The organism is Kineococcus gurbantunggutensis, assembly GCF_050871925.1.
Classification (GTDB): domain Bacteria; phylum Actinomycetota; class Actinomycetes; order Actinomycetales; family Kineococcaceae; genus Kineococcus.
Genome location: NZ_JBJLSG010000054.1, coordinates 17,843 through 29,534, shown reverse-complemented (window position 1 = coordinate 29,534; position 11,692 = coordinate 17,843). Strand labels below are relative to the sequence as shown.

10 protein-coding genes are annotated in these 11,692 nt (G+C 78.7%); 7 read left to right on the top strand and 3 right to left on the bottom strand.

All coding sequences use genetic code 11. The annotated features are described in order from the left end of the window. Positions 1-145 precede the first annotated feature (145 nt). Positions 146-811, top strand: a complete 666-nt coding sequence (locus ACRYR7_RS12160) for a class I SAM-dependent methyltransferase (protein WP_432572357.1) — start codon at positions 146-148, stop codon at positions 809-811. 13 nt (positions 812-824) lie between these two features. Here ACRYR7_RS12160 and ACRYR7_RS12155 read toward each other — a convergent pair whose 3' ends face one another. Next, on the bottom strand, positions 825-1,604 hold the full coding sequence (locus tag ACRYR7_RS12155) for a GAP family protein (protein ID WP_432572356.1): 780 nt from the start codon (positions 1,602-1,604) through the stop codon (positions 825-827). Between the two features lie 147 nt (positions 1,605-1,751). Between ACRYR7_RS12155 and ACRYR7_RS12150 the strand changes: the two genes are divergently transcribed. The 5 genes from ACRYR7_RS12150 (at position 1,752) to ACRYR7_RS12130 (ending at position 8,610) form a co-directional block, all read left to right on the top strand. After that, positions 1,752-3,065: a sensor histidine kinase gene (locus tag ACRYR7_RS12150; RefSeq protein WP_432572355.1), complete on the top strand. Its 1,314-nt coding sequence runs from the start codon at positions 1,752-1,754 to the stop codon at positions 3,063-3,065. A 59-nt stretch (positions 3,066-3,124) separates the two neighbouring features. Continuing rightward, positions 3,125-3,730, top strand: a complete 606-nt coding sequence (locus tag ACRYR7_RS12145; protein WP_432572358.1) for a response regulator — start codon at positions 3,125-3,127, stop codon at positions 3,728-3,730. Between the two features lie 28 nt (positions 3,731-3,758). Beyond that, positions 3,759-5,210: an argininosuccinate synthase gene (gene argG / locus ACRYR7_RS12140; RefSeq protein WP_432572354.1), complete on the top strand. Its 1,452-nt coding sequence runs from the start codon at positions 3,759-3,761 to the stop codon at positions 5,208-5,210. A gap of 170 nt (positions 5,211-5,380) precedes the next feature. Beyond that, positions 5,381-6,142 (top strand): GNAT family N-acetyltransferase, encoded by a 762-nt coding sequence (locus ACRYR7_RS12135; protein WP_432572353.1) that lies wholly within the window; start codon positions 5,381-5,383, stop codon positions 6,140-6,142. A 77-nt stretch (positions 6,143-6,219) separates the two neighbouring features. Then, positions 6,220-8,610: an ATP-binding cassette domain-containing protein gene (locus ACRYR7_RS12130; protein ID WP_432572352.1), complete on the top strand. Its 2,391-nt coding sequence runs from the start codon at positions 6,220-6,222 to the stop codon at positions 8,608-8,610. 13 nt (positions 8,611-8,623) lie between these two features. Here ACRYR7_RS12130 and ACRYR7_RS12125 read toward each other — a convergent pair whose 3' ends face one another. Both ACRYR7_RS12125 and ACRYR7_RS12120 read right to left on the bottom strand, forming a co-directional pair. Then, entirely contained in the window at positions 8,624-9,367 is a 744-nt protein-coding gene (locus ACRYR7_RS12125) for an SOS response-associated peptidase (protein ID WP_432572351.1), read from the bottom strand. A 77-nt stretch (positions 9,368-9,444) separates the two neighbouring features. After that, the gene (locus ACRYR7_RS12120) at positions 9,445-10,401 is read right to left on the bottom strand and encodes a LysR family transcriptional regulator (RefSeq protein WP_432572350.1); all 957 of its coding nucleotides are present in this window, start codon (positions 10,399-10,401) and stop codon (positions 9,445-9,447) included. 111 nt (positions 10,402-10,512) lie between these two features. Between ACRYR7_RS12120 and ACRYR7_RS12115 the strand changes: the two genes are divergently transcribed. Next, on the top strand, positions 10,513-11,568 hold the full coding sequence (locus ACRYR7_RS12115) for a YeiH family protein (protein ID WP_432572349.1): 1,056 nt from the start codon (positions 10,513-10,515) through the stop codon (positions 11,566-11,568). Positions 11,569-11,692 lie beyond the last annotated feature (124 nt).

Below are 11,692 nucleotides of genomic sequence, written 5' to 3'. Positions count from 1 at the left end.
CCCCCCCCCCCCCCCCCCCCCCCCCCCCCCCCCCCCCCCCCCCCCCCCCCCCCCCCCCCCCCCCCCCCCCCCCCCCCCCCCCCCCCCCCCCCCCCCCCCCCCCCCCCCCCCCCCCCCCCCCCCCCGCGCCGGAGGAGGACCGTCCGTGGCCGAGGAGAGCCTGTGGACGCGGATCGTGCGGGAGGACCCGCAGCACTCGCAGCGCTACGTGCAGCGCTTCCGCGACATGGCCGCGGCCGGGGCGGACCTGGACGGCGAGGCGCGGATGGTGGACGCGATGCTGCCGCGCGGGGCGCGGGTGCTGGACGCCGGCTGCGGGCCGGGCCGGGTGGGCGGCGCCCTGGCCCGCGCCGGGCACGACGTGGTGGGCGTGGACGTCGACCCGGTGCTCATCGCCGCCGCGCAGGAGGACCACCCGGGCCCGCGGTGGCTGGTGGGCGACCTGGCGGAGCTGGACCTGCCCGCCCGCGGGGTCGCCGGGGGCTTCGACGTCGTGGTGTGCGCGGGCAACGTCGTGGCGTTCCTGGCGCCGGGCACCCGCGGCGAGGTGCTGCGGCGCCTGCGCGCGCACCTGCGCCCGGGCGGGCGGGTGGTGTGCGGGTTCGGCGCCGGGCGCGGCTACGCGGTGGAGGAGTTCCTCGCCGACGCGCGCGGGGCGGGCCTGGAGCCGGACGTGCTGCTGTCCACGTGGGACCTGCGCCCGCACGCGCCGGGCTCGGACTTCCTCGTGGCGGTGCTCAGCCCGGCGGGCGGTGCCGGGCGGGGACCGGGCGGGGACCGGGCTGAGGACCGGGCCGAGGGGCCGGGCTGAGGGGCCGGGGCGCTCACACCAGCGCGGCCAGCGCGTCGCGCACCGCACCGGCCCCGCCGAGAGCGGCGACCGCGTCGCGCGCGACGAGGAACCCCGCGACGCCCACGGCCCAGCCCAGGGCGGAGTCGCCCCGCCGGCCGAGCCAGCCGTCCACGCGGCGCAGCACGGGCTCGACGCGGCGGGCCGCCAGCGCGCGCAGCGCCAGCAGCACCAGGGCGGGCGCCACCATCACCAGGCAGTAGCCCACCAGCAGGGCGCCGGTGGCCGGTGCGGGCAGGTGCGCGGCGCCGATCAGCCCCAGCGCCGCCAGGTACGGCAGCATCGTGGCCACCTCCACGGCGACGGAGGCGGCGGCCAGCAGCACGGCCCGCGAGCCGTCGAGGCGCTCCACCCGCTCGCGCCAGCGCTGCGTGCGGTCCGGCAGCCCCCTGCGGCGGCGGCGGCCGGAGTCCAGCGCGAAGCTGCCCGCGAGCAGCCCGGCGCCGAGCACGAGCTGGGCCCACCGGGCGGCCGAGGAGGCGCCCGCGCCGGCCAGGGCCCCGGAGGCCGCCTCCCACAGCGCCCGCCCGCCCAGCAGCAGCGCGGCGCCGAGCAGGGCGTAGCAGCCGGCGACGACGCCCAGGTGCAGCAGCACCCGCCGCACCGGCGCCGGGCCCGGGCGCAGCAGCACCCACACCGGCAGCACGAGGGTGCCGGTGCTGGTGGAGTCCACCAGGGCGAGCACGACGAGGGCGGCGGCCAGGGCGAGCGGGCCGGTCGCGCCGGCGGCGGGGAGGTTCTCCAGCAGGTCCACGCCGAGCAGGGTGCGCGCGCGCCGGGCGCGGGCGCGTCCGCCGCCGGGAGGCACCCCGGGGCCGGCGGCGTGCTCCGGCGGCGTACTCCGGCGGCGTACTCCGGTCGGGGGACGCCGCGCGGCGGGCGCGGGTGGTCGGATGGGGGCGTGAGCACCGCAGCACCCGCAGGCCCGCTCCCCCGCGCGCGCCGCGGGCCCGGCGACCGGCCGACCCCCCGCGACGTGCTCACCGCGGCGGGCCTGTTCGCGCTGGGGGCGGCGCTGACCGCGGCGGGCGTGACCGGCACCTGGACGGACGCGCCGTGGCCGGCGGGGTCGCCGGCGTGGTCGCTGCTGCTGCTGGCGCTGTGCTGCGCCGCGGGCGCGCTGCACCGCGCGGCCCCGCTGGGCGCGCTGGCGGTGGCCGCGGCGGGGTTCACCGCCGACGGCCTGACCGGCGGTTCCCTGGGCGTGACCCTGGCCTTCACCGACGTGCTCTACCGGGCGTACGTGGCCACCACGCCGGCGCGGCGCGAGCGGCTGGAGCGCACCGCCGCCGGGCTCGTCGTCGCGGCGTGCGCGGTGGCCGGGGTGGCGGGCTGGTCGCTGCGGGAGGTGGTGCTGCTGGCGGTGCTGGGGGCGGCGCTGCTGCTGACGCCGGTGTGGTGGGCGCGCGACGTGGTGCGCGGGGCGGAGCTGGCCCGGCTGGCGGGCGAGCGCGCGGCGCTGGAGGCGGAGCGGGCGGTGCGCGAGGAGCGCGCCGCGATGGCCCGCGACCTGCACGACGTCGTCGCCGGGCACGTGGCGGCGATCGCGCTGCAGTCGGAGGGGGCGCTGGCGGCGGCGCGCGCCCGCGGGCAGGACACCGCCGTGCTGGCGGGCATCCGCGCGGCCAGCGTGGAGGCGCTGGGCGAGATGCGCACGATGATCCACCTGATGCGCGGGGGCGGCGGGCCGGACCCGGTGGCGGCCGCCGGGGACCTGCGCGGCGCGGTGGAGCTGGCGCGCGCCGGCGGCCTGGACGTGCGCTGGGCGGCGGGGTCGGGCCCGCAGGCGGCGGGGTCGGCGGCGCCGGCGGTGCGCCAGGCGCTGCACCGGGTGCTGCAGGAGGCGCTGACCAACGCGCGCCGGCACGCCGCGCCCGGTCCGGTGGAGGTGTCCGTCGAGCCGGTCGAGGGCGGCGAGCGGCTGCTGCTGCGGGTGGCCTCGGCCCTGCCGGGGCAGGGCGGGCGGGGCGGTGCGGGCGGGCCCGGTGGGTCCGGTGGGCCCGGCTGCGGGCACGGGCTGGCGACGATGCGCGAGCGCACCGAGGCGCTCGGGGGCGCCTTCGGCGCCGGCCCGGCGGCGGGGCGCTGGGAGGTGCGCGCGGAGCTGCCGCGCCGCCCCGAGCTGGGCGCGGCGGGGACGGCGCGGGGCGGGGCGGGGACGGCGCGGGGCGGGGCGGCGGTGCCGGGTGCGGCCGGGCGCGGGGTGCCGGCGTGAGCGCGCCGGTGCGGGTCGTGCTGGCCGACGACCACGCGGCCGTGCGGGCCGGGCTGCGGATGGTGCTGGAGGCGTCGGGGCGGGTGGAGGTGGTCGGGGAGGCCGCCGACGGGGCGGCGGCGGTGGCGCAGTGCCGGGCGCTGGAGCCGGACGTGGTGGTGATGGACCTGCGCATGCCCGGCACGGACGGGATCGCCGCGACCGGGCAGGTGGTGGCGCGGGGCACGGCGGTGCTGGTGCTGACGACGTTCGACCTGGACGAGCTGGTGCTGGGGGCGCTGCGGGCGGGCGCGGCGGGGTTCCTGCTGAAGACCGCGGACGGCGCGCAGCTCGTGGACGCGGTGGTGCGGGTGGCCGCGGGCGAGGGGGTGCTGGCGCCGGAGGTGACGCGCACGGTGCTGTCCTCGCTGGCCGCCGCGCCGCGGCCGGTGGCCGGGCCGGACCTGTCGGTGCTCACCGGGCGCGAGCGCGAGGTGCTGCGCTGCCTCGGGGAGGGGCTGAGCAACCCGGAGCTGGCGCAGCGGCTGGTGATCTCCCCGCTGACGGCCAAGACGCACGTGAGCCGGCTGCTGGGCAAGCTGGGGCTGGCCTCGCGGGTGCAGGCGGCGCTGCTGGCGCGCGACGCGGGGCTCGTGGGACCCGCCGCCGACCAGCGCATTGAATGACCATCCAGGATGGTGCATACTCTTCCGCATGTCGAAGGTCCTCACCTCCCTCCCCGCCGGTGAACGCGTCGGGATCGCCTTCTCCGGCGGCCTGGACACCTCCGTGGCGGTCGCGTGGATGCGCGAGCACGGGGCGGTGCCGTGCACCTACACCGCCGACATCGGCCAGTACGACGAGCCCGACATCGCCTCGGTGCCCGACCGCGCCCAGGCGTACGGCGCCGAGGTCGCCCGGCTCGTCGACGGCAAGGCCGCCCTGGTGGAGGAGGGCCTGGCCGCGCTGACCTGCGGGGCCTTCCACATCCGCTCCGGCGGGCGCAGCTACTTCAACACCACCCCGCTGGGCCGCGCCGTCACCGGCACCCTGCTGGTGCGCGCGATGCTCGCCGACGACGTGCAGATCTGGGGCGACGGCTCCACCTTCAAGGGCAACGACATCGAGCGGTTCTACCGCTACGGCCTGCTGGCCAACCCCGCGCTGCGCATCTACAAGCCGTGGCTGGACGCCCGCTTCGTCAGCGAGCTGGGCGGGCGCAAGGAGATGTCGGAGTGGCTGCAGGCGCGCGACCTGCCCTACCGCGCCAGCACCGAGAAGGCGTACTCCACCGACGCGAACATCTGGGGCGCCACCCACGAGGCCAAGCGGCTGGAGCACCTCGACGTCGGCGTCGAGCTCGTCGAGCCCATCATGGGCGTGCGGTTCTGGGACCCCGAGGTGCAGATCGCCCCCGAGGACGTCACCGTCGGCTTCGAGCAGGGCCGCCCGGTCACGATCAACGGGCGCGAGTTCGACTCCGCGGTGGACCTGGTGCTGGAGGCCAACGCGATCGGCGGCCGGCACGGGCTGGGCATGTCCGACCAGATCGAGAACCGCATCATCGAGGCCAAGAGCCGCGGCATCTACGAGGCCCCGGGCATGGCGCTGCTGCACGCCGCCTACGAGCGCCTCGTCAACGCGATCCACAACGAGGACACCGTCGCCAGCTACCACAACGAGGGCCGGCGCCTGGGCCGCCTGATGTACGAGGGCCGCTGGCTGGACCCGCAGGCGCTCATGCTGCGCGAGTCGCTGCAGCGCTGGGTCGGCATGGCGGTCACCGGCGAGGTGACGCTGCGGCTGCGCCGCGGCGAGGACTACTCGATCCTCGACACCACCGGCCCCTCGTTCAGCTACCACCCCGACAAGCTCTCGATGGAGCGCACCGAGGACTCCGCCTTCGGCCCGGTGGACCGCATCGGCCAGCTCACGATGCGCAACCTCGACATCGCCGACTCCCGCGCCCGGCTGGAGCAGTACGCCCGCATCGGCCTGGTCGGGCAGTCGCAGCAGCCGGCCCTGGTGGGCGCGGCGCAGGCGGCCTCCACCGGCCTGATCGGCGCGATGGACGAGGGCGGCGCGGAGGCCATCGCCTCGCGCGGCCAGGTCCCCGCCGACGAGGAGCTGCTGGACCGCGCCGCGATGGAGTCCGGCACCGACTGACCGCCGCACCCCGCACGACCCGCACGACCCGCACCGCCCCGTCCCGGACCCCCGGGGCGGGGCGGTGCTCGTGGTGCGGGGGGGACCCGGTGCGCGCGGGACCCGGTGCGCAGGGCCCGTGCGCGGGAAACCCGGTGCGCGGGCGCGGCGGAGCGGCCACGATCCGGTGCGTGACCCGCAGCCCCGACCCCGCCGCCGTCCGGCACGCGCACGCCGACGCCTGGCGCGAGCTGGCCCTGTCCCACCCCGGCGGCGCGGCCGGAGACCTGCCCGGGGCGCGGCTGGCCTCCAGCGGCCTGCCGTTCCCGCAGTTCAACGGCGCCGACGTCACCGACCCCGCGCTCGTCGACCCCGCAGCGGTGGCCGCCTGGTTCGCCGCGGCCGGGGTGCCCTGGGCGTGGCGCGTGCCCGCCGGCGCCGACCGGCCGGAGGGCCCGCTCGTCGTGGCGCAGCGGCTCATGGGCCTGCACGGCGAGGACCTGCGCCCGGCGCCCGCGCCGCGGGGCGTGGAGCTGCGCCTGGCCGGTCCCGCCGACCTCGAGGACGTCGTCGCGGTGGACGTGCGGGCCTTCGGCGGGGACCCGGCGTCCGCGCGGGCGTGGACCGCCCCGCACCTGAGCGCCCCCCGCGTCGCGGTCGGCCTCGCGCGGCTGGAGGGGCGGGCGGTGGGCACCGCCTACGCGGTGCGCTCGGACGGGGCGGCCGGACCGGCCGTCCTGCTCGGCGGGGTGGCCGTGCTGCCGGAGGCGCGCCGGCGCGGGATCGGCGCGGCGCTGTCGTCGTGGCTGCTGGCGGGCGCGCTCGGCGCCGGGGCGCGGCTGGCGCACCTGCAGCCCGACGACGAGCGGGCCGCGCGCGTGTACGCCCGCCTGGGGTTCACCGAGGTCCCGGGCCTGGAGGTGCGCGCGCCCCGGCCCCCCGCCGGGGGCTGACGCGCCCCCACCCGGGAGGACAGGATCGGGCACGTGCAGCGGGGGCGACGGCGCCCCGCCCGGGAGGTGGAGGCGCGATGAGCCAGGCCAGCAGGGCGCACGGGGCGGCACCGGCGGGGCACGTCGCCGACGGCCACGCGCTGATCCGCGTGCACGGCGCCCGGCAGAACAACCTCAAGGACGTCAGCGTCGAGATCCCCAAGCGGCGCCTGACGGTCTTCACCGGCGTGTCGGGCTCGGGCAAGAGCTCGCTGGTGTTCGGCACGATCGCCGCGGAGTCGCAGCGGCTCATCAACGAGACGTACAGCGCGTTCGTGCAGGGCTTCATGCCGGCGCTGGCGCGCCCCGACGTCGACGTCCTCGACGGGCTGACGCCGGCCATCGTCGTCGACCAGGAGCGCATGGGCGCCAACCCCCGCTCCACCGTCGGCACCGCCACCGACGCCCACGCGATGCTGCGCATCCTCTTCAGCCGGCTGGGCCGCCCGAGCATCGGCGGCCCCGGCGCGTTCTCCTTCAACGTCCCCTCCGTGCGCGCCACCGGCGCGGTCACCGTGGAGCGCGGCGGCAGGACGAAGGCGGAGAAGGCGACGTTCGAGCGCCTGGGCGGCATGTGCCCGCGCTGCGAGGGCACCGGCCGCGTCAGCGACGTCGACCCCTCCGCGCTCTACGACGACGCCAAGTCACTCAACGAGGGCCCGTTCACGATCCCCGGCTACGGCACCGACGGCTGGTACGGGCGCGTCTACGCCGGCAGCGGGTTCTTCGACCCGGACAAGCCGATCCGGCAGTACACGCAGCGCGAGCTGCACGACCTGCTGCACCGGGAGGCGACGAAGGTCAAGGTCGACGGCATCAACGTCACCTACGAGGGCCTGATCCCGAGGATCCAGAGGTCGATCCTGTCCAAGGACGTCGAGGCCATGCAGCCGCACGTGCGCGCCTTCGTGGAGCGGGCCGTGACGTTCGCGACCTGCCCGGAGTGCGGGGGCACCCGGCTGGCCCCGCAGGCGCGCTCGTCCAGGATCCGCGGGAAGAACATCGCCGACGTGTGCGCGGTGCAGATCAGCGACCTGGCCGGCTGGCTGCGCGAGCTGGACGAGCCGTCGGTGGCGCCGCTGGTCGCCGGGCTGCAGCACCTCCTGGACGCGTTCGCGGCGATCGGGCTGGGCTACCTGTCCCTGGACCGCCCGGCGGGCTCGCTGTCGGGCGGGGAGGCGCAGCGCACGAGGATGATCCGCCACCTGGGTTCCTCGCTCACCGACGTCACCTACGTCTTCGACGAGCCCACCACCGGCCTGCACCCGCACGACGTGGCGCGCATGAACGAGCTGCTGCTGCAGCTGCGCGACAAGGGCAACACCGTGCTCGTCGTGGAGCACAAGCCGGAGGCGATCGCGATCGCCGACCACGTCGTGGACCTCGGCCCCGGCGCCGGCAGCGCGGGCGGGCGGGTGGTGTTCGAGGGCACCGTGGAGGGGCTGCGCGCCAGCGGCACCCTGACCGGGCGGCACCTGGACGACCGCGCCGCGCTCAAGCCGTCGGTGCGCACGCCCTCGGGGGTGCTGCGGGTGCGCGGGGCGTGCACGAACAACCTGCGCGACGTCGACGTCGACGTCCCGCTGGGGGTGCTCGTCGCCGTCACCGGGGTGGCCGGTTCCGGCAAGAGCTCGCTGGTGCACGGCTCGGTGTCGGGGCGCGAGGGCGTGGTCTCGATCGACCAGGGCGCCATCCGCGGTTCGCGGCGCAGCAACCCGGCGACGTACACCGGCCTGCTGGACCCCGTCCGCAAGGCGTTCGCCAAGGCGAACGGCGTGAAACCCGCCCTGTTCAGCGCGAACTCCGAGGGCGCCTGCCCCACCTGCGGCGGGGCCGGCGTCGTCTACACCGACCTCGGCGTGGTGGCCGGCGTCGCCTCGACCTGCGAAGACTGCGAGGGCAGGCGGTTCCAGGCGGCGGTGCTGGAGCACCGCCTGGGCGGCAAGGACATCAGCGAGGTGCTGGCGATGCCGGTGAGCGAAGCCGCGCAGTTCTTCGCCGCCGGGGAGGCCCGCACGCCGGCGGCGAGCGCGGTCCTGGACCGGCTCGCCGACGTCGGCCTGGGCTACCTCACCCTGGGCCAGCCGCTGACCACGCTGTCCGGCGGCGAGCGGCAGCGGCTGAAGCTGGCCACCCACCTGGGCGGGCGGGGCGGCGTCTACGTCCTGGACGAGCCGACCAGCGGCCTGCACCTGGCCGACGTCGCCCAGCTCCTGGCGCTGCTGGACCGGCTCGTGGACTCCGGCCGCTCGGTGCTGGTCGTCGAGCACCACCAGGCGGTCGTGGCGCACGCGGACTGGGTGGTCGACCTGGGCCCCGGCGCCGGCCACGACGGCGGCCGGGTCGTCTTCGAGGGCACCCCGGCCGACCTCGTCGCCGCCCGCTCCACCCTCACCGGCGAGCACCTGGCGGCCTACGTCGGCGCCTGAGCGCCGGCCGCGCTCAGCCCGCCGGGCCGGCGGGTTCGACGGGCCCGGTGGGTTCGGCGAGCTCCGGGCCGTCGTTGCGGGGGCTGTTCACCGCGGTGGAGACCTCGTGCGGCACCAACCGGGGCTCGGGGACGGCGTCGAGCACCTGGCGCACCAGGTCCAGGCCCGTCAGCGAGGTGTCCAGCCAGTCGTCGCGCATCTCGGGCGGCACCACGACGGGCGTGCGGTCGTGGATGTGGCCCAGGGCGTCGGAGGCGCTGGTGGTCAGGACGGTGAACGTCCACAGCCAGCGCTCGGGGTCGTCCTCGGCCCGGGCGGGGTCCGGCCACAGCTCGTACAGCCCGGCGAAGGTGAGGACCTCGCCGTCGGGGTCGTGCAGGAAGTGCGGCACCTTGCTGCGGCCCTCGCGCTGCTGCCACTCGTAGTAGCCGTCGGCGGGCACCAGCAGCCGGCGCCGGGACGCGGCGCGCTTGTAGGCGGGTTTCTCGGTGACCGTCTCGACCCGCGCGTTGATCATCCGGTTGCCGACCTTGACGTCCTTCGCCCACGCCGGCACCAGGCCCCAGCGCAGCGTGCGCAGCTGGCGCACGGGGGCGCCGCCCCCCTCCTCGCGCGGGGCGCGCTCCAGGACCGCGCGGGCGCGCTGGGTGGGCGCGACGTTCCACGACGGGCGCAGCGGCTCGCCGACGACCTCGCCGACGCCGAGCAGCGCCACCAGGTCCTCGTCGGAGCGGGAGTTGGCGTAGCGACCGCACATGCGGCGAGTGTGGCGCCCCCCTCCGACACCGCGCAGCCCGGCACGCGCGGCCCGGCACGCGCGGCCCGGTGCCCGCCTCAGCCGGCGGCGCGCCCGGCCCGGCCCAGGGCGGTGGCGAGCAGGTCGCGCGCCGGGCCGCCCGGGCGCGCCCCGCGCGGCCACACCGCGCGCAGCGAGCGGCTCAGGTCCACCTCGTGCACGGGCACGGCCACCAGGCGGCCCAGGGCCAGGTCGTCGCCCACGGACAGGGCGCTGAGCACGGCGGGCGCGGTGCCGGCGGCGGCCGCGGCGCGGATCGCGCTGGTGGAGGACAGCTCCAGCAGCGGGGCCGCGCACGGCCCGTGCGCGCGCAGGGCGCTCTCCAGCGCCGCGCGCGTGCCCGAGCTCGGTTCGCGCTGCACCAGGCGGGTGCCGGCCAGCTCCGCCGCGCCGACGGGGGTGCGCCGGCGCGCCCACGGGTGGCCCGGGGCGACGACGAGGACGAGGTGGTCGCGGGCCACGGTGCGGCTGCTCAGCCCCGGCGGCACGAGGGGGCCCTCGACGAACCCCAGGTCCGCCTCGCCGGCGCGCACGGCGGCGGCGACCTCCTCGGAGTTCACCGCGCGCAGGCTCACCGCGGTGCCGGGGCGCTCGGCGGCCAGGGCCACCAGCCAGCGCGGCAGCAGGTGCTCGGCGACGGTGAGGCTGGCCGCGACGCGCAGCTGCTGCTCGCCCTCGCGGCGCAGGGAGGCGATGCCGGCCTCCAGCGCGGACGCGGCGTGCAGGACGTCGCGGGCCCAGTCCACGACGAGGGCGCCGGCGGGGGTGAGGGTGGAGCCGCGCGCGCCGCGGGTGACCAGCGGCACGCCCACCAGGCGCTCCACGGCGCGCACGCGGGCGCTGACGGCGGGCTGGCTCAGGCCGTGCTCGGCGGCCGCGCGCCCGAGGCTGCCGGTGGCGGCCACGCGCAGCAGCAGCTGCAGGGAGTCCAGGTCGGGCACGTGCTGCAGGTGCGCCCCGTGCTCCACCACGCGCGCCAGCGTACGCGCAGCCATCAGCGGTGCCGATGGGTCCATCGGGACGGGCCGCCTACCGGCGCCGGCGCCGGGCGGGCAGGGTCGGGGCGGGTGGCCCGCGGCGGCGCGGGCCGGTGGGGGGGCGGGGACGTGGACGGGACGGCGGGCCGGGTGCCGCTGCGGCGGCGCGCGGCGGCGGGGGCGGCCGGGCGCGCGGCGGGGCGGGCCGGGGCGGTGTGGCCGGGGCTGCTCGCGGTGGGCGCGGCGACGACCGCGGCCTTCGGCGCCGCGCACCTGGTGCCGGTGCTGGGCGCCTCCACGGCGGGCGTGGTGCTCGGGGCGGTGGCCGCGAACTGCGGGCTGCTGCGCGATCGCCTCAGGCCCGGCGCGGCGTTCGCCGCGCGCCGCCTGCTGCGCGCGGCCGTGGTGCTGCTGGGCCTGCAGCTCGCGCTGCCGCAGCTGCTGGGGCTGGGCGCCGCCGGGCTGGTGCTGGTCGTCGTCACGGTGGCGGTGACGTTCACCGGCACCCGGCTGCTGGGGCGGGCGCTGGGCGTGCCGCCGGCGCGCGCGCTGCTCGTGGCCACCGGGTTCTCCATCTGCGGCGCCTCGGCGGTGGCGGCGGTGAAGGAGGTCACCGACGCCGACGAGGAGGACGCCGCCGTCGCGGTCGCGCTGGTCACCCTGTGCGGCACCCTGGCGATCGCGGCGCTGCCGGCGCTGCGCGGCCCGCTCGGCCTGGACCCGGTGCCGTTCGGGACGTGGGTGGGCGCCAGCGTGCAGGACGTCGGGCAGACCGTCGCCGTGGCCGATCAGGTCCCCGGGGCGCTGACCACCGCGGTCGTCGTCAAGCTCAGCCGGGTGGTGCTGCTGGCCCCGCTGGTGGCGGCGGTGGCGCTGGCGGGGCGCCGCGCCGGGGGCGGCCGCGCCCCCGGCTCGGGCCGGCGCCCGGCGCCGGTGCCGCTGTTCGTGGCCGGGTTCCTGGCCGCGATCGCCCTCAGCAGCACCGGCCTGCTGCCGGGGGCGGTCCTCACCGCCGCGCACCGGGTGCAGGAGGTGCTGCTCGTGGCGGCGCTGGTGGGCCTGGGCACCGGCGTGCACCTGCGCACCCTGCGCCGCACCGGGGGGCGCGCGGTCCTGCTGGGGCTGGGCTCGTGGGTGCTGGTGGCGGGCGTGGCGTACGCGGGGGTGCGGCTGCTGGGGGCCTGAGCCGCCGGGGCCGGCGCCCCGGCGGCGCCGCGCCCGGCTCAAGACCGGCGCCCGCGGTGCCGATGCACCCGGTGAGCGGGAGGGGCTCGCCGGCGGCAGGCCCGACGCCCCTCCTGCTCCCCAC